The sequence below is a fragment of the Bombella saccharophila genome, from assembly GCF_026385475.1.
Classification (GTDB): domain Bacteria; phylum Pseudomonadota; class Alphaproteobacteria; order Acetobacterales; family Acetobacteraceae; genus Bombella; species Bombella saccharophila.
Genome location: NZ_JANIDW010000001.1, coordinates 269,733 through 286,702, shown reverse-complemented (window position 1 = coordinate 286,702; position 16,970 = coordinate 269,733). Strand labels below are relative to the sequence as shown.

At 52.7% G+C, this 16,970-nt stretch carries 16 protein-coding genes and 1 pseudogene; 8 read left to right on the top strand and 9 right to left on the bottom strand.

What is annotated here, in order from left to right:
* Nucleotides 1–4: 4 nt before the first annotated feature.
* From NQF64_RS01260 to NQF64_RS01250, 3 genes are all read right to left on the bottom strand, one after another.
* Nucleotides 5–2,329: a RelA/SpoT family protein gene (locus tag NQF64_RS01260; RefSeq protein WP_266106216.1), complete on the bottom strand. Its 2,325-nt coding sequence runs from the start codon at nucleotides 2,327–2,329 to the stop codon at nucleotides 5–7.
* 80 nt (nucleotides 2,330–2,409) lie between these two features.
* A complete protein-coding gene (rpoZ, locus tag NQF64_RS01255; RefSeq protein ID WP_099026346.1) occupies nucleotides 2,410–2,775 on the bottom strand; it encodes a DNA-directed RNA polymerase subunit omega in 366 nt (121 codons plus the stop codon).
* 1 nt (nucleotide 2,776) lies between these two features.
* Complete coding sequence (locus NQF64_RS01250; RefSeq protein WP_266106215.1) at nucleotides 2,777–2,899, bottom strand: hypothetical protein; 123 nt, start codon at nucleotides 2,897–2,899, stop codon at nucleotides 2,777–2,779.
* 252 nt (nucleotides 2,900–3,151) lie between these two features.
* Between NQF64_RS01250 and NQF64_RS01245 the strand changes: the two genes are divergently transcribed.
* Nucleotides 3,152–3,760, top strand: coding sequence for a LabA-like NYN domain-containing protein (locus NQF64_RS01245; RefSeq protein ID WP_099026116.1), 609 nt, complete (start codon nucleotides 3,152–3,154; stop codon nucleotides 3,758–3,760).
* 200 nt (nucleotides 3,761–3,960) lie between these two features.
* On the top strand, nucleotides 3,961–4,569 hold the full coding sequence (locus NQF64_RS01240; RefSeq protein WP_099026117.1) for a superoxide dismutase: 609 nt from the start codon (nucleotides 3,961–3,963) through the stop codon (nucleotides 4,567–4,569).
* Nucleotides 4,570–4,652: 83 nt separating this feature from the next.
* Here the strand turns inward: NQF64_RS01240 and yajC are convergent, their stop codons facing one another.
* Nucleotides 4,653–5,003 (bottom strand): preprotein translocase subunit YajC, encoded by a 351-nt coding sequence (gene yajC / locus NQF64_RS01235; RefSeq protein ID WP_099026118.1) that lies wholly within the window; start codon nucleotides 5,001–5,003, stop codon nucleotides 4,653–4,655.
* Nucleotides 5,004–5,091: 88 nt separating this feature from the next.
* On the opposite strand from yajC, the gene NQF64_RS01230 reads away from it, so the two are divergent.
* Nucleotides 5,092–5,967 (top strand): ATP-binding protein, encoded by an 876-nt coding sequence (locus NQF64_RS01230; protein WP_266106214.1) that lies wholly within the window; start codon nucleotides 5,092–5,094, stop codon nucleotides 5,965–5,967.
* A gap of 43 nt (nucleotides 5,968–6,010) precedes the next feature.
* Here NQF64_RS01230 and NQF64_RS01225 read toward each other — a convergent pair whose 3' ends face one another.
* On the bottom strand, nucleotides 6,011–8,488 hold the full coding sequence (locus NQF64_RS01225) for a TonB-dependent receptor (protein WP_323670695.1): 2,478 nt from the start codon (nucleotides 8,486–8,488) through the stop codon (nucleotides 6,011–6,013).
* 239 nt (nucleotides 8,489–8,727) lie between these two features.
* On the opposite strand from NQF64_RS01225, the pseudogene NQF64_RS01220 reads away from it, so the two are divergent.
* Nucleotides 8,728–9,135: pseudogene (locus tag NQF64_RS01220) on the top strand ((deoxy)nucleoside triphosphate pyrophosphohydrolase); the annotation flags it as partial.
* Nucleotides 9,136–9,163: 28 nt separating this feature from the next.
* Here NQF64_RS01220 and NQF64_RS01215 read toward each other — a convergent pair.
* Complete coding sequence (locus NQF64_RS01215) at nucleotides 9,164–10,057, bottom strand: SMP-30/gluconolactonase/LRE family protein (RefSeq protein WP_155573486.1); 894 nt, start codon at nucleotides 10,055–10,057, stop codon at nucleotides 9,164–9,166.
* Between the two features lie 135 nt (nucleotides 10,058–10,192).
* On the opposite strand from NQF64_RS01215, the gene NQF64_RS01210 reads away from it, so the two are divergent.
* On the top strand, nucleotides 10,193–10,957 hold the full coding sequence (locus tag NQF64_RS01210) for a competence/damage-inducible protein A (protein ID WP_266106213.1): 765 nt from the start codon (nucleotides 10,193–10,195) through the stop codon (nucleotides 10,955–10,957).
* A gap of 57 nt (nucleotides 10,958–11,014) precedes the next feature.
* Here NQF64_RS01210 and NQF64_RS01205 read toward each other — a convergent pair whose 3' ends face one another.
* From NQF64_RS01205 to NQF64_RS01195, 3 genes are all read right to left on the bottom strand, one after another.
* The gene (locus tag NQF64_RS01205; RefSeq protein WP_099026123.1) at nucleotides 11,015–11,983 is read right to left on the bottom strand and encodes an acetyl-CoA carboxylase carboxyltransferase subunit alpha; all 969 of its coding nucleotides are present in this window, start codon (nucleotides 11,981–11,983) and stop codon (nucleotides 11,015–11,017) included.
* Between the two features lie 73 nt (nucleotides 11,984–12,056).
* A complete protein-coding gene (locus tag NQF64_RS01200) occupies nucleotides 12,057–12,956 on the bottom strand; it encodes a tyrosine recombinase (RefSeq protein WP_407651779.1) in 900 nt (299 codons plus the stop codon).
* An 11-nt stretch (nucleotides 12,957–12,967) separates the two neighbouring features.
* The gene (locus tag NQF64_RS01195; protein ID WP_099026124.1) at nucleotides 12,968–13,171 is read right to left on the bottom strand and encodes a hypothetical protein; all 204 of its coding nucleotides are present in this window, start codon (nucleotides 13,169–13,171) and stop codon (nucleotides 12,968–12,970) included.
* Nucleotides 13,172–13,323: 152 nt separating this feature from the next.
* Here NQF64_RS01195 and aroB point away from each other — a divergent pair, with 152 nt between their 5' ends.
* The 3 genes from aroB (at nucleotide 13,324) to NQF64_RS01180 (ending at nucleotide 16,951) form a co-directional block, all read left to right on the top strand.
* Complete coding sequence (aroB, locus tag NQF64_RS01190) at nucleotides 13,324–15,003, top strand: 3-dehydroquinate synthase (protein ID WP_099026125.1); 1,680 nt, start codon at nucleotides 13,324–13,326, stop codon at nucleotides 15,001–15,003.
* A 188-nt stretch (nucleotides 15,004–15,191) separates the two neighbouring features.
* On the top strand, nucleotides 15,192–16,340 hold the full coding sequence (locus tag NQF64_RS01185) for an OmpA family protein (RefSeq protein WP_266106212.1): 1,149 nt from the start codon (nucleotides 15,192–15,194) through the stop codon (nucleotides 16,338–16,340).
* 176 nt (nucleotides 16,341–16,516) lie between these two features.
* Nucleotides 16,517–16,951 (top strand): GtrA family protein, encoded by a 435-nt coding sequence (locus tag NQF64_RS01180; protein ID WP_099026127.1) that lies wholly within the window; start codon nucleotides 16,517–16,519, stop codon nucleotides 16,949–16,951.
* The last annotated feature ends 19 nt before the right edge of the window (nucleotides 16,952–16,970 follow it).

Below are 16,970 nucleotides of genomic sequence, written 5' to 3'. Positions count from 1 at the left end.
CGGGTTATCCCTTCGTCCGCTCTGCTTGGAGGACGCCTTTCTCGGAGCGGAAACTCGCTAAAACCGTGGCAAGATGGCCTTTATTACGGACCTCCAAATCCACCAAAATCTCCATAAAATCGAGCTGACGATTTACAATCCGCAAATTCACCACACTCGCCTCATGCCGCGTTGCGAGATTGGTAAGAGCCGCAAGAACAGCCGGGTCACTCCCTGCCACAACAGAGAGCCGCGCCATATAGCGGGGGGCATCCCGCCCGACACGCCCCATAGCCTCATCGCTCCACGAAATCTCCAAAAAACGCTCCGGCATGTCGGAGAACATGCTGAGATTATGACATTTCCGCCGATGCACCGTCACCCCTTTTGAGGGCGCAATAATCCCGACAATCCGGTCCCCCGGCAGAGGGCGACAACACCCCGCGAAATTGATCTCAATTCCACTCCCGATGCCCTCAATCAAGGGGCTATCATGGCTATTAAGGGGTTTGGGTGGTGCAGGCCGCTGGCCTAACCGCTCCTCCAAACGCGGGGATAAGCCGGGGACAATCCGCGGGGCGCGCCCTTGGCGGGAAAGCTCGGGATATGCCGCCCCAACAACATCTTTCGGGTCTATATGACCCGCCCCAACAGCCCCGTATAAATCTGTAAGGCTATTCTGCTTTAAGGTGCCTAAAATACCCTCCAACACCTTTTCAGAGCCATCCACCCCTTTTTGACGGAAGGCCCGCGCCACCGCACCACGGCCATTTTCTACATTATTCTGCCGCTGTTGGAGGGCAACAAACCGCCGTACACGCGCCCGCGCTTTGCCGGTAACGACAAACCGCTCCCACGAGGGTGAAGGCGTACCCCCCCGTGCGGTCATGATGTCGATTTGGTCCCCATTTTGCAAAATATGCTTTAGCGGGACAAGCCTACCATTCACCTTAGCCCCAACGCAGCGATCCCCTATCTGGCTATGCACCGCATAGGCAAAATCCACCGGGGTCGCCCCACGCGGGAGAGAGATAAGCTGCCCTTTGGGGGTAAAGCAAAAGACTTGGTCTTGATAAAGCTCTAACTTCGTATTCTCTAAGAACTCATCAGGGCCTTGGCTATCCTCTAAAATATCCAACAAATCTTGCACCCACCGCAGCTTACGCGTGTAAGCCCCGAAGGTCTCAGACAAGACAGCCGTTTCATATTCGCTAGGATGGGAGCCATCTTTGTAGCTCCAATGCGAGGCCACGCCATTTTCGGCAAGGTCGTGCATCTCTGGCGTGCGGATTTGCACTTCAATCTTTTGGCTATGAGGGCGGTAAAGCGTCACCCCTGTATGCAAGGATTGATAACCGTTTGTTTTCGGCGTGGAGATATAATCCTTAAACCGCCCGGCAATCATCGGGTAAGCCCCGTGCACAGCCCCCAGGGCCGCATAACATGCCTCCCGCGTAGGCACGAGAATACGAAAGGCCATGATATCCGAGAGCTGCTCAAAGGCGACATTGCGCCGCTTCATCTTCTCCCAGATGGAATAAGGCGTCTTTTCTCGGCCAACAACCTCCGCCCCCTCTACCCCAGCTTCTTTGCAAAGAGTGAGCAACTCACAACGTATTTGCTCAATCATATCCGCGCCTTGGCCACGCAGATAATTCAGCCGAGCGCGAATAGTCGCATCAGCATCAGGCTCCAGATTCGCAAAAGCGACATCCTGCAATTCTGTCTTAACGCGGTCCATACCGATGCGCTCGGCAAGGGGAGCGTAAATATCCAACGTCTCACGCGCAATACGCTGGCGGCGATCCGTCCGCTGCACATAATGCAAGGTCCGCATATTATGCAGCCTATCGGCCAATTTGACGATAAGGACACGAATATCACGCGACATCGCCAAAACGAGCTTACGGAAGTTCTCTGCTTGCTTTGTCCGGTCGGATTGCAGCTCCAAACGCGTAAGCTTGGTTACGCCATCCACAATAGCAGCAACATCTTTACCAAATTGGTGCGTTAGGCTCTCCAGCGTTATACCGGTATCTTCAACCGTATCATGGAGAAACCCAACCATGATGGAGACAGGGTCCATACGGAACCCTGCCAGAATGTTCGCTACGGCGATAGGATGCGTAATATAAGGGTCGCCATTGTCACGGCATTGCCCCTCATGCGCTTTTGCCGCTAGGTCATAGGCCTTTTCTATCTGGGCAAGGTCGGCATAGGCATCATATTGCCGAATGCGCTCTAACAGACCATGAATAGGCGGGTGAAAGTCTTTACAGGCGCGGCCATCGGCAGTCTCAAGCGTTTTTCCCTCTGATAACCCAGACGAAAGCAACGACTCACCACCCATGACCCCGCCTCCATTTCATCCTCTTGGGATCACCACGAGGAAAACCTTCCTCATAACTTATGAGGAAAGGCCCTTAAAGCTTAGCGGCGTCTCCGACCAGAGCCAGCTTCGTCAGCGGCCATATTGGCGGCTTCTTCCTCAGCGGAGACATCCTGCAAACCAAAGATGTTCTGGTCTGTTGGGATCAAATCTAGCACTTCCTCATCCGAAGGCTCAACTTCTGGCTGATGGCCCATGGAACGGACAATCCCATTCTTCAGCCCTTCAAGGCTGACATGATCCTCAGCAATTTCACGCAGGGCAACAACGGTATTTTTATCATTATCGCGTGGGACCTGCATCTCCTCCCCACGGGAGAGACCGCGAGCCCGCTGAGCCGCTAGCAACACGAGGTCAAAACGGTTTGAAACCTTCTCAATACAGTCCTCTACAGTTACACGTGCCATATTACCGGCTCCCCCCCACATTTACAGCATGCTGTTGTTGGTCTAATCGCAACGCACGCCCAAACCAACCCAGCACAAATAGGCCGAAGTCACCCCCGCCTATCTCACACTCTGAGTGTGCCACTATCACAAATCTCTTTATTGATGCAACGTAAAGATGTAAGAGGGACTCCGCAGGGGCGGTCCCGTTCTCCATGTGACAGCCTTCACCTTTTCATCACGCGCGATGCCATCGCATCGTAATTACATTATGGAACAGGAAAAGAAAAAAGGTGATTTACCACCCCATAGAACCAACAAATATTTGACGGTCTAAGCCTGAACACATGGGACGTCCCTTCATAACCCCACCATCTAAAATCTCACTGTGAGTTATATGTCCAATCTTCTTCTACGCAAAAACGATCGTACGTCACTTTTCATCAACGGTGCCAGCCTCCACCATGCAGCCCGCAATCTTGGCTTTGAGGTGGACTTCCTAGCCCTGCGGGATTTGTTTGAGCAGCAATCAGCCTTCCAACGGGCTTTTTATTACGCTGCCATGCCAGAGACAGAGGATTACTCCCCTCTACGCCCCCTGACAGATTGGCTTGCTTATAATGGCTACCATCTCGTCACTAAAACAGCACGGGAGTTCACCAACCAGTCTGGCCAACGCCGCATCAAAGGGAATATGAATGTCGAGCTGGCTGTAGACCTCATCGAGCAAGCCCCACGGTTGGACCACATCGTCATCATCAGTGGCGATTCCGACCTTCGCCGTGCTGTAGAGGCGGTGCAAGCTTGTGGTGTCCGTGTGACGGTCATCTCCTCCGTTAAAACCACCCCCCCGATGATTGGGGATGACCTCCGCCGCCAAACCGACCATTTTGTAGAATTGGCGGATATTGCCCATCATTTCACCCGGCGCAATGCCGATAACCGCTCCCGCCCGCCTATTCGTCATCCTGCTGATGTCGATGATGATTATGATGATGGAGAATAAATCTCCCTTCAAACCCCGCTTCGGCGGGGTCTTTTTTTACCTTAATCGCACGGATAGAAGATTATTTGGACCATTTTACTCTTTTTTTGTATATCTCCCCCCTCGCTCCCTTGACGTTCCCGCACTGCCACCATAGCTAAAGGGTCGTCATGAATGGGACAGAGCGTATCTGTCCTCTCATATGCTAAGGAAGATTCACAATGGCTTTTGAGCTCCCCAAACTCCCCTACGCAGAAAACGCTCTAGCGGCTGCTGGCATGTGCCAAGAAACGCTAGAACTCCATCACGGTAAACATCATCAAGCCTATGTCACAGCCCTAAACGGCTTTGTAGAAAGCAAAGCTGAGCTTGCTGGTAAGTCCCTTGAGGAGATTATCGCCCTCTCCCACGCAGATTCTGCTTTAGCCCCAGTCTTTAATAATGCTGGCCAGCATTGGAACCACATCATCTTCTGGAACTGCCTCAGCCCTAAAGGCGGGCGCATCCCCGGTGCGTTAGAGAAGAAGCTGGTTGAGGATTTCGGCTCTGTCGATGCTTTTAAGGCCGCCTTTAAACAAGCCGCAACAACGCAGTTCGGCTCCGGCTGGGCGTGGCTGGTTTTAGGCTCTGATGGCAAGCTGAAGGTTACCAAAACCGCTAATGCCGCCAACCCCCTCTCCGAGGATGAAGGGCGTACACTCCTTGGGCTAGATGTGTGGGAACATTCCTATTATCTGGACTTCCGCAATCGCCGCCCTGATTATGTGACAAACTTCCTCGATAAGCTCGCTAATTACGACTATGCCGAGGCCTGCCTTAAAGGGGCCTAAACCTCCTGCCCCACGGCATTTATAAAAGAAACCCCGCCATGATTACTCGTGGCGGGGTTTCTTTAGGGCATCGTTTATAACGATTATGAATCGTTAGCCGCTTTGCCTTCGCGTGAAAGGACGGTGTTAATCGTGCTGCGGATGACCTTCACCTTCACACCGGGGGCAATCTCCACATCCACTTCCTGCGAATCATCACGGGTTGCTTGCACAGTCCCCACAATACCGCCCGAGGTCACGATGCGGTCACCACGGCGCAAATTGCTTTGCTCCTCACGCAGCTTCTGCTGGCGTTTTTGCTGAGGGCGAATCAGCAAGAAATAGAACACAACACACACCAAAAGGATTGGAGCAAATTGCACCAATCCCGCTGCACTAAACGGGCTAGCTGCTGCATCAGCCGCATAGGCTGTAGAGAAAAGAAGATTGTTCATAAGTCAGTTTAGTTCCATCTTAGGGAGAAACGCTTGGCGACCATATAGCGCCGACACCACACGTCAACCTTCATTCTAGGAAAAGACCATGCCTTCCGCTGCACTCCTCCCCCTTTTAACCCGCATCGCCGAGAGTTTGGAGCGCATCGCCCCACCCCCAGCAGACCCTACCGTATTAGAGGATGAACGCAGCGACATCTTCCTCTGGCAAGGCACAACTGCCAACCTACAACCACTTAAAGCTATGCAGACCGTCCCACTCTCTTTGTTAAAAGGGATCGACCAGCAAATGCAAAAAGTGCTGGCCAATACGCGCTTTTTTGCCCAAGGCTTAGCGGCAAATAATGTCATGCTATGGGGTGCGCGCGGGATGGGGAAATCCTCCCTCGTCAAAGCTTGCCTTCTCCGGGTGAATGAGGAGCAGCGCAAGGCAGGCCAGCCTCCCCTCGCCCTCATCGAAATCCCCCGCGATGACCTCCACACTCTCCCGCAGCTTCTCGCCCTATTGCGCTGTAGCACCCGCCGGGTCATCCTCTTTTGTGATGACCTCTCCTTTGAGGCACAAGATGCCGATTATAAATCGCTCAAATCCATCCTAGATGGTGGCATTGCAGGCAGGCCAGAGCATGTATTGGTCTATGCAACCTCTAACCGCCGCCATCTTATGCCGCGTCATATGATTGATAATGAAGCCGGAGATGCCATCAATCCGGGGGAAGCGATTGAGGAAAAACTCTCCCTCTCCGACCGCTTCGGCCTCTGGATTGGCCTGTATGGGGCAACGCAGGAGCATTATCTCAGCATCATTGATGCCTATGCCGCAGAAAGGCACCTCCCCATCGCTCAGGAGGACCTCCACCGCCGTGCCCTCCAATGGGCTATCCAACGGGGGAGCCGCTCTGGCCGGGTTGCCGCTCAGTTTATAACCGCCCTTGCTGCAGAGCTTGCAACAGCACAACGCTAGCACAATCGGTCCAGCCTCTCATAATACAGGCTGGACCTTCCCCTTAAAACGCTGCGCTAATCGTCCCGAAATATTCCCGCGTGGCCCCACGCTCTAGGGACTGATAATCCCCTACAGGTGGGTTATTATTCTCACCCATCATGGCAATATATTTTGTATTTAAGAGGTTATAGACGTTAAAACTAACTGTAACATCACGCACGCCAGCCAGTTTCTTAAACGTATAGCTAGCCCCTGTATTGGCCAGCCAATAACCACCAATAGAGGTATCATTCATAAAGCTATAATAACGCCGGCCGAAATAATTCGCATCAAGATGCGCGTTCAACCCATGCCATGTATAGGCAATAGAGGCTTTATACATCCATGTTGGGTAATTAGCGATGCTCTTACCTTTGAGCGGATAATAATTCCCCGCGCTAGAGGTAATATTACGCTCATATCGCCCCCTATTATAGCTAAGCGTATTGGTAATCACCAAGCCCGGCAATGGACGGATGGCAATACTCCCATTCGCCCCCGTCATAGAGATACGCCCGAAGTCAAACTCCTCAGAGATCGGGTTAAACATCGTCCCGCGTGCCCCAGCGAGAAGCTCGTGCATTAAGGTGGAGTGATAAACGGTAGCATCTAGCTGCACAATGGAGGTCGTAAAACGATACCCCCCTAGATAGGTCCATGCTCTTGCAGGCTTGCTCTGCGCCTTTTGCCGTAGGAACTCCTGCTGATTCGGGACGGAAAAGAGGGAGTTTGCCACCCCTGTACCGGAGACCTCATAAGCACGCATATTCTTAGAGACATCAATATAGAACTCATGATGGCGATTCACCCGCCAATCAAGATTGAAATGCGGCAAAAATGCCCCTGTCGCATGTAAGGAGCCAGAAGGCAGCCCCCCTGCATCCAGCGCAGCCCATGAATTATCATTCTCATGCCCACCACCAGATGTCTGGGAGATAAGAGAACGAAAGCCCGCTGTCAGCGTCAAATTACGCGTGATGCTATAAATATCCTGTAGATGCGTCTGCACCACATTGGTACGCCAGCGGAAGTTATATACCCGGTCAGCTGGGCCATACACATTATATGGCCCAACGGCTTTAACAGGATTCCCCGCCCCTAATTCTGGCTCTAGGTAATTATATAAGCCTGCTGTTTGGTTATTATTCTCATACCAAATACCGGTCTCAATTTTATGATGAGCAATACGATATTGCAGGCTACTATTAACCCCAAAACGCTGCTGGCTATTCTTCCACACCTCTTGATAAAGCGGTACACCATTAGGTGTTGCTACTTGGAGGTCCGGGTCGGTCGAAGCAGCAGAGGCGGCGGCTGTGTAGCTATAATTACCCGACTGCCCATGCCCATAAACAGTTGTGTGCCATGTGAGATGGTCAGTTAATGCGAAATCGAAGTTCAACCCACCTAAAAAGTTTGTCTCACGCTGCCCCCCGTCATAATACGGCATTTGGCACGCATTGACCTGCCCATTAGACCCCGGATAAGCGAGAAAATTATTCGGGCTATTATTGCATTGCTGCGCCCATTGATAAGCTTTTTTGTAATCAGGATAGAGATGAGGCACACGCCATCCCAGATTATGAATCATCCCCAAAGAGAGGTCTGGGTAATTTTGCTGTTGCAGGTCTGTCCAGTCAAAAAAAGCAGAGATTTTGCTACGCTCACCAACAGGTTGCACTAACTTCGCATTCACTTGTTGGAGGAACTGATCACCCTTCCCTTCCCACATCCCCTCATCTGTACGCGCATAAGAGGTGTAAAACTTCGTCCCCGACTCATTCAGCCGTCCAGAATCAAACCGAGCATAAGTCCGATAGGAGCCATAGCTCCCAAAAGCTTGGCTAACCTTCCCCCCCAATTTATCGGCCGGGTCGCTTGAGGTAAAACGAATTGTCCCGCCCAGCGTGTTGGTCGAGGGGACATCCACCCCACCCCCACCTTGGGACATAGTGATGCTATCAATATCATCAGGGATGATAGCAGAGGCCAAGCTCAACCCATTAACCGATTGATAGGTCTGGTCATTTAGCGGGATGCCATCAAGCGTTACGCCTAGCTGATTCATAAAGAAACCACGGACGTAAAGATTGGCCCCAAAACTATCCACACCGAAAGGGTCAGTCGAGGTAAAACTAACCCCCGGCATACGGTCCAACGCCTTATACGGGCTGGTACCGGGGACATATTGCTTCATCACGCTTTTCGGCACCACCATCTCTGCCGCGCGGCTAACATGCCCTGCATGAACAGAGAGCGTCTGCACGCCTTTTGCGGTAACATATTTCGGCTTATGATGAGCTGGAGCAGCATGAGCCCCCGCTTGCTGGGCAAGCGCAGCCCCCTTCTTTGCCGGATGCGCAGCCATAGAGGACGCCAGCTTCTTGCCTGCTGTTCCATGTGCCGAGGCGGACTTATGCGGCTTTGTCTGTGCAAAAGCAGACGCGCCCCCCAAGCCAATAAACATCACAGCAGACGATAAAAGAAGATGACGGCGCACTATGCTCAAATCCCTCGCATATTCCAATGGTGATAAACTAGCCACACACTGTTACAGAATAACCGATGCTTATCCTTTCATAACAGGCCGGTTTCCTTACCGGCCTACTGCGCTTACGCCAAGCATTGTGTCCATTTTTTAACTTTTCCTCTTCCCCCTGTGGCATAAAAGGCGCATTTTAGTTTCATTCTGCCTCTAGTTAGCTCATCTCATGGGAGTATTGAATGACGACACCTTTCCGCCCTCATACTTTGCTCGTCACAGCAGCCGCTCTCATAAAAGATGATGGCACGGTCCTACTTGCCCAACGTCCAGAGGGCAAAAGCTTTGCAGGATTATGGGAGTTCCCCGGTGGGAAGGTCGAAGTCCCCGAATCACCAGAGGCCGCCTTAGTGCGCGAACTCCATGAGGAGCTGGGCCTCATTGTGGCACCAGAAGCCCTAAAGCCCCTCACTTTTGTGAGTGAGGATTGCGCAACCTTCCATCTCCTCATGGTGTTATATGTCGTCCGGCAATGGGAGAACGACCCTATCGGGCGGGAAGGGCAAACCCTCGCTTGGGTCTCTGCTGAAGATTTAGGGACGTATCCTATGCCAAAGGCGGATGCGCCCCTCATCCCCCACATCCAAGAATTGCTCACTCACTAATAGCGGGCATAATGGCTGAGACGCCGCCTTATAGCGGCTCCAGCGCGAAGCTATGTTGGGGGTTACCAGCAATATCGGTACGGAAGGCAAAAATCCCCCCCGCTTGAGGCTGCGCCTCTGCCATACCAGGGGTTAGGCCCTTCCGTGCAGTCGTTACAAAAACGGTCTTATAATCCACGCCCCCAAAAGCAACCTTCGTTACATTAGAGACTGGCAAAGCGATAGGCTCCATCATCGTTCCATCAGGCCGAAAACGCGTAATCTGACCACCAGCCCATGTGCCGCACCATAGATTACCTTCACTATCGGTCACCACACCATCGGGATACCCTTTCGTCAGGGTTGCGAAGATACGCTTATTTTTAAGCTCGCCCGCCTCTGTAATATCAAACGCATAAATACGTTGGCGCGGGCTATCGCAAGCATAAAGTACCTTGCCACAAGGTGAGAGCGCTGGCCCGTTTGAGACCGTATAGCCACTATCCCAATGAGACACGCTAAGTTGACCCTTTTTATGCTCAACACGGTACAGGGCACCACTCTCCCGGCTCTCGCCTTCATCCATCGTGCCAAACCAGATGCGCCCTTTTTGGTCTACACAGCCATCATTAAGGCGGTTATCGGGATCCTCTGCCTCTATCGTGCACGCATGTTCAAAATACCCGGTTTTAACATCAAACCGATGCAACCCATCAGGCAACCCCGCCAAAAATGTGCCATCACTGACAGGGAGAAGAAAGCCAATCCGATTAGGGGCATTCCAACTCTTGAGCGTAGCATCTGCAAGGCAATAGCGATGGACGCGATGGCTATGAATATCCACAAAATAAAAGGACTGCTCTGCCGCTATCCAAACTGGTCCCTCCCCTAGCATGGCGCGGAGGTCCGAGAGACAAACAGGTTTGTGATATTCTAGCTCCATAGCGAACACTCCTTTTCTTACCACCGTAATAGGCCCATAGTGAGGGTGGTTCATACATCCTTCATCACGTCCCTAGGCTGATAGGACACCCTACAACCCATGGGGATGTGGCTATTATAAGGTAATTCTAGGCTTATGGCTCCCCGTACAGCGTGTTTTCTTGTCATTGGTAATGAGATTCTCTCCGGCCGCACACAAGATGCAAATGTGCGCGTCCTTGCTCAAGCCCTCAATCATCAAGGGATTCGGTTGGTAGAGGTCCGTGTCATCCCCGATATTCCTGCTCATATCATCACAACGGTGAATGAATGTCGCGCCCGGTTCGACCTCCTCTTTACAAGCGGGGGCATTGGCCCCACCCATGATGATATCACCGCCGCGTGCATTGCCGAGGCGTTTAACGTCCCGCTGATATGCCATGAGGAAAGCTTCCGCCAGCTTGAAGCCCTTTTCCCTGCCGGGAGCTTTAATAAAGCCCGCCAGCGTATGGCGTGGCTCCCCCAAGGGGCAGCACCTATTAAAAACAGTGTCTCCACCGCGCCGGGTTTCTCTTTAGGCAATGTCCATGTCATGGCGGGGGTGCCGCGTATTTTCCAAGCCATGGTCTCATGGCTCATCCCACAATTAGAGGCAGGCTCCCCTTTATCCAGCGTAAGCTGGTATAGCTATGATGTGTATGAAGGCGACCTTGCTGAGCCCCTCACTACCCTGCAACATGACTACCCTATGCTAGATATTGGCTCTTACCCCTTTGATGCCGGCCCAAAACGCGGCGTGGCTCTTGTAGCTAAAGGATATGATGACCAAGCCGTCTCCCATGCAGGGGCCGCCCTTAAGCACTTATTGCAAGGCCTCGGCTTCACACCGCTAGAAGGCGACCCTCCCCGCCCTAACATATAAAAAGCCGCCCCTATAATGAGAGGGGCGGCCCTATAAGGCGTAATACGGCCCCACATGTTAGTGAGCGCGCGTCATCTCCAAATAACGCTCCCGGCGGGATGGCAACAAATCCTCTTTAGGGATTGCCTTCACAGCGGCCAAAGCCTCTGCGATGGCCTCACCAACACGGTCAATCGCCTCGGCAGGCATACGCTGTGCACCACCAACAGGTTCCTCAATAATCTGATCAATCAGCCCTAATTTCTTCAAATCATGAGCTGTCAATTTCAAAGCTTCAGCGGCATTAGGGGCCATCTTCGGGTCCCGCCACAAAATAGAAGCCGCCGCTTCTGGCGAAATAACCGAGTAAATCGCATGTTCTAACATCAACACACGGTCCCCTGCGGCAATGGCAATCGCCCCACCAGAGCCACCCTCACCAATTACGGTAGCAATCAACGGCACTTTTACTTGCAGGCACGTATCAATCGCCCGTGCAATCGCCTCGGCCTGACCGCGTGCCTCAGCATCAATCCCCGGCCATGCGCCAGCAGTATCCACAAAAGTGAGAATCGGTAGGCCAAAACGCTCTGCCAAACGCATCAAACGCTGCGCCTTACGATACCCCTCTGGCCGTGCCATCCCAAAATTATGACGCAAACGGCTCTCTGTATCAGAGCCACGCTCTGTGCCAATCACCACAACAGGCTGACCCCGAAAGCGCGCAAGCCCCCCGATAAGAGCTTGGTCATCCCCAAAAAGACGATCCCCCGCAAGAGGGGTGTATTCTGTCATGAGGGATTCGATGTAATCCAAAGCGTGAGGCCGCTGTGCATGGCGTGCAACTTGTACCTTCTGCAACGGCGTTAATTTGCCATACAAAGTGCGAAGCTGCTTATCCGCCTTTTCAGACAGACGGGTCATTTCCTCATCAATATTCAGACCATCCAGGCCGGCCCCATTTTCTTGGCGGCTAACCTGACGAAGTTCACCGATCTTGGTCTCAAGCTCGGCAACTGATTTTTCAAAATCTAGGAACTGGCGCATACCCTGCCCGATAGCACGCCAAGAGAGCCTAAAATAGCCCTTATTTGCATTTCCTGACGAGAAACCCGTCCCCTTATCCCCTTTGCCCTAAGGGATGATATTGCCGAACAGTTTCCTTTAATCGTTCTGTCATCACCTGTGTGTAGATTTGCGTGGTAGTAATATCGGCATGGCCTAACAACATCTGCAACGCCCTAAGGTCGGCACCGCGATTAAGCAAATGTGTGGCAAAGGAATGACGCAATACATGCGGGCTAACCCGTTGTGGGTCTATCCCCGCTTGAAGCGCACAAGCGTGTAAAATCTTATCAAAACCCTGCCGGGTTAAGGGCTTTTTGGGGTTACGACCAGGGAACAGCCACGGGCTATCCAACACGCTATCATAAGCTATCAAAGCCTCTGCTGCTTCTCGCGCAGCATGAGAGAACGGCACAAGCCGCTCCCGCCCGCCTTTACCGCGGATGGGCAACATCCCTCCCTTATGACGCACTGCCTGCGCGGGAAGGGTGAGGAGTTCGCTAATCCGCAAGCCCGTTGTATAGAGCAGCTCTAAGGCCACACGGGCCAGTAAGTCGCGCCGCACATCAGCATGGCCGCGCGTGCCTTTCTCCAACAGTTTTTGCACCTCAGCTTCGCTAAGCGGATGAGGCAAGCCTGCCTGATAACGTGGCGTCTCTTGGCCTGCTGTAAGGTCATCCTCACGCACACCCATTTGGAGCAAAAAGCGCGCAAATTGTTTAAGAGCAGAAAGCCGTCGCGCTTGCGTACGTGCCGCAAGCCCCGCACGCCCTAATGCCGCAAAATAAGCATGGACACGCTCCCCCGGCACTAAAGCTACAGACTCCGGCGCACACCAACGAGCAAAATCCTCTAAATCGGCACGATAAGCCTGCCGCGTCCTCTGGGCCGCCCCGCGCTCGGCCAACATCGTCTCCAAAAACGAATCTATCAGCGCTGCGGATTCAACCATCATGAAAAAACGGCTCAGTGTCCTCCAACAGGGGGGAGCTCTGGCAGGCTAGTACCTCCATTTGTCTGAGCTGGTACACTCGGCTCAGCGCGAGGTGTTAAGTCGTGATGCACCATAACCGGAGCTGGCGGCTGTTCCCCATGCGTTAAGATATAGCCTCCCCCTGCCAACGCAACCAGGACCAATAAGACCACAATCAAACGCACAATGACTTTCATAAAATCGCTCCCCAAAGGATATGCCCTGCTTATAAAGGGAAGAAGCCATTTTAAAAACCCTCTTCTCCTCACCTTCATCTCGCCTACGACATCACCCCCTTAACCATGAAGAGGACTTACCCCCGCCCCTTGACCCGTGGTAGGAACACCTCATGTCTCACTCCCTTGCTCCCACAGTGCCCCGTAATAAGCCCCCTTTTCCTATTATTGTCCTTGTTGGATTAATGGGGGCTGGCAAAACAACCCTAGGGCGCCAACTGGCCCAATATTATGGTATCCCCTTTATCGATACTGATGCCGAAATTGAAAAAGCGAGCCGTCAAAGCATCGCGGAAATCTTCTCTCAACATGGGGAAGCCCATTTCCGTGCGGGGGAACATCGTGTCATACGCCGCCTCCTCAAAGGTGGGCCCTGTATTCTCGCTACCGGAGGTGGAGCATGGATGCACCCACAAACCCGCGCCCTCAGCCATGGACGAGCTGATATCTGCACCATCTGGCTGCATGTCCCTATGCCTGTCCTCCTCAAACGCCTCCTCCATAATCGCCATAACCGACCTCTCTTAGCCAAAGGCGACCCGGAGGCGATCCTCCATCACCTCGCTCAAAAGCGTTACCCTTATTACGCAGAGGCAGACCTCATTATCGAATGCGGAGATGAAAGCGTGGAACACGCCATACACACCATGAAGACCAAACTCGCCACAACAACATTACCGCACCATGTTCCCGTCACATTGGCAGGCCATAGCTATGAGGTACTCACCGGCCCCCAGCTTTTGCATGATGCTGGTTTACGCCTCCGCCCTCATCTACCCAATAATCGCGCAATTATTTTAACCGATAGTACGGTCGCTTCCCTTCATCTTGCCCCCTTGGAAGAAAGCCTCACCCGCGCAGGCATCCATTTTACCACCATCACCGTACCACCGGGAGAAAACAGTAAATCCCTTGCCCGCTTCGAGAACGTCATAGAGACGATTCTCGCCCAAGGGATGGAGCGTGGCACAACCATTATTGCCTTTGGCGGTGGCGTCATAGGTGACCTCGCCGGTTTTGTCGCAGCAAGCGTTTTACGCGGGGTGCCTTTCATCCAGATTCCCACAACATTATTAGCCCAGGTAGATAGCTCTGTCGGTGGGAAAACAGGTATTAACGCCAAAGCCGGGAAAAATCTCATCGGGGCTTTCTGGCAACCACGCCTCGTTTTAGCCGATACAGATGTGCTCGATACCCTTCCCCGCCGCCAGCTTGTTGCCGGCTATGCAGAAATCGTGAAAGCGGGCTTAATCGCCGATGCCACACTATTCGCTTGGTGTGAGCAGCACGGCCATACCGTGCTAGAAGGCAACCCAACAGCTTTGGGTGAGGCTGTACGCCGTGCTTGCCTCTTTAAAGCTGGAGTCGTCCAAGACGATGAACGGGAATCCGCCCAATCTGGCGGTCGCGCCCTCTTAAACCTTGGCCATACCTTCGCTCATGCTTTTGAGGCAGAGTTCCATTACGATGGACGGCTCTTACATGGTGAGGCCGTATCAATCGGCCTACACATGGCTCTTGCCCTTTCAGTTAAAATGGGACTCGCCCCCCAAGACGATCTCACACGCTTAGATGCTCACCTCCATAAGCTCAATATGCCCTCAGGGCAGGCAGACCTACCTCATAATCTCAGCACCGCGACTCTTTTGGCGCATATGGGACGTGATAAAAAACTCCGCGATGGGAAAATTACTTTCGTTCTCCTCCGCGGTATAGGCAAAGCCTTCACCTGTCGTGATGTTGCTCTAGAGGATGTGCGCGATCTCCTTCTCGCAGAAGGGTTTGCCCCCTAATCAACCTGTGTTCAATTGGACACAGTGTGCTCTTCTTCGCAACAGAGGTTACTAAAAACTCTTAACTTTAAAGGTTCTTTCCCCTAAGTCTGTATCCATCGGCCGCGATGGCTCCATACGGTGATCGTTCCGACGCCCGCCAACCGTAATGGCCGTATGTTACACAATGTTAAGGACTGAGGAAGTAAATGCGTATTCGTAATGCACTTCTCGCCATGACCTCGATGGTGGCTCTGCCCTCCCTCGCCATGGCCAGCACGATCACCGGCCCGTATGTCGATATGGCAGCCGGCTATAACCTGGTTCAGCACCAGAGTGCCCGCGTTGGCACAGGCCGCAGCATCAAGCGCGATGCTACGCAAGACTACGGCAAAATGCACTCCGGCACAGGCTTTAACGGCTATCTGTCCGCTGGTTATGGCTTCGGCAATGGCCTGCGTCTTGAAGTCGAAGGTACCTACAACCAGACACATATCAACCGTCTGACAGGCACCTTCGCTGATGGTGGAACACGTCACGCTCATGGTAAGAGCGAAGGTTACGGCGGGTTCGTCAATGTTCTGTATGACATTGACCTCGGCATGTTCGGGCTAGACAACTTCCCAGTAACGCCGTTCGTTGGTATCGGTGCTGGCTATATGTGGCAGAACTACCGTAAGGTTTACAACCGCGGCACAAACTATCCTAACTTCAACAACACCACAGGTGGCCTCGCTGCTCAGGGTATCGTTGGTGCGGCTTACGACATCCCAGGCGTTCCCGGTTTGGCTCTGACCACCCAGTATCGTTTCATCGGTCAGGCTGGTTCTTCAGGGGGGGGCTCCAACGGCCGTCACTACCTGCATCATGACGGTGAACGCGGTGATCGCGTTGGTTATGGCACACGCTATACCCACCAGTTCCTCTTCGGTGTTCGTTACGCCTTCAACAGCGCACCGCCAGCTCCGCCTGCTGCACCGCATGTTGTCGTTCCGCCGCCGGCTCAGGCTGCTCGCACTTACCTCGTCTTCTTCGACTGGGATAAGTCCAACCTGACAGGTCGCGCTCGTGAGATCGTTGCTCAGGCTGCTCAAGCTTCCACACACGTCCAGACAACACGCATCGAAGTTAACGGTTACACCGATAACTCCGCTGCTCATCCTGGCCCACGCGGTGAGAAGTACAACATGGGTCTCTCCATCAAGCGTGCTAACAGCGTGAAGGCTGAGCTGGTCCGTCTCGGCGTGCCTGCTACAGCTATCGACATCCACGGTTACGGCGATGCCAACCCGCTGGTTACGACAGCTAAAAACACACGTGAGCCGCAGAACCGTCGCGTTGAGATCATCCTGAAGTAAGTTCAGGGCGAAAGCTCAATAGACGACCTTCTAAGGTTGCAGAAAAGGGTACCTCCGGGTGCCCTTTTTTGTTGTGCTTTTTTATGACAAAACCTTTCTGAAAAGTCCTTACCTCTAGGGCTAAGCTATGCTAACCCTGCTACACCTTCCTCACAATGAAGTGCTCAACATAAACGATGCAGCTCCTCAAACAACATTGGCAAAAATATTATCCGCTTCTCCAACGTTTTTTCTATTTTGGCATCGTTGGTGCGGTAGGCTTCTTGATAGACTGGGCTACATTGTCGCTCTTTCGTCATGTCCTTGGTTTACGCCTTGCCGCTTTACTTGCTTACATTGTGGCCTCTAGTAATAATTGGGTACTAAACCGCTATTGGACCTTCCGTGACCGCTGCCGCGAACGTTATAAAATCCACCATCAATGGGGCCGATTCATTCTCGCTAACTTGCCAGGCTTTATTATCAATCGTGGCATTGTGTTAGCTTTGTTTAGCCTCTGGCCGCTCACACGCCACTATACGTTTATCGCCCTTCTTTGTGGCACGGCAGGCGGTATGTTCATCAATTTCACCTTCTGTCATCATTTTGTCTTTCATAAAAAGAAGGACTAATCCGACTAAGAATCCTGCC

Coding starts and splice junctions, on each gene's coding strand:
- NQF64_RS01260 (WP_266106216.1), bottom strand. CDS start 2,329: ATGGGTGGTGAGTCGTTGCTTTCGTCTGGGTTATCAGAGGGAAAAACG.
- rpoZ (WP_099026346.1), bottom strand. CDS start 2,775: ATGGCACGTGTAACTGTAGAGGACTGTATTGAGAAGGTTTCAAACCGT.
- NQF64_RS01245 (WP_099026116.1), top strand. CDS start 3,152: ATGTCCAATCTTCTTCTACGCAAAAACGATCGTACGTCACTTTTCATC.
- NQF64_RS01240 (WP_099026117.1), top strand. CDS start 3,961: ATGGCTTTTGAGCTCCCCAAACTCCCCTACGCAGAAAACGCTCTAGCG.
- yajC (WP_099026118.1), bottom strand. CDS start 5,003: ATGAACAATCTTCTTTTCTCTACAGCCTATGCGGCTGATGCAGCAGCT.
- NQF64_RS01230 (WP_266106214.1), top strand. CDS start 5,092: ATGCCTTCCGCTGCACTCCTCCCCCTTTTAACCCGCATCGCCGAGAGT.
- NQF64_RS01215 (WP_155573486.1), bottom strand. CDS start 10,057: ATGGAGCTAGAATATCACAAACCTGTTTGTCTCTCGGACCTCCGCGCC.
- NQF64_RS01210 (WP_266106213.1), top strand. CDS start 10,193: ATGGCTCCCCGTACAGCGTGTTTTCTTGTCATTGGTAATGAGATTCTC.
- NQF64_RS01205 (WP_099026123.1), bottom strand. CDS start 11,983: ATGCGCCAGTTCCTAGATTTTGAAAAATCAGTTGCCGAGCTTGAGACC.
- NQF64_RS01200 (WP_407651779.1), bottom strand. CDS start 12,956: ATGATGGTTGAATCCGCAGCGCTGATAGATTCGTTTTTGGAGACGATG.
- NQF64_RS01195 (WP_099026124.1), bottom strand. CDS start 13,171: ATGAAAGTCATTGTGCGTTTGATTGTGGTCTTATTGGTCCTGGTTGCG.
- aroB (WP_099026125.1), top strand. CDS start 13,324: ATGTCTCACTCCCTTGCTCCCACAGTGCCCCGTAATAAGCCCCCTTTT.
- NQF64_RS01185 (WP_266106212.1), top strand. CDS start 15,192: ATGCGTATTCGTAATGCACTTCTCGCCATGACCTCGATGGTGGCTCTG.
- NQF64_RS01180 (WP_099026127.1), top strand. CDS start 16,517: ATGCAGCTCCTCAAACAACATTGGCAAAAATATTATCCGCTTCTCCAA.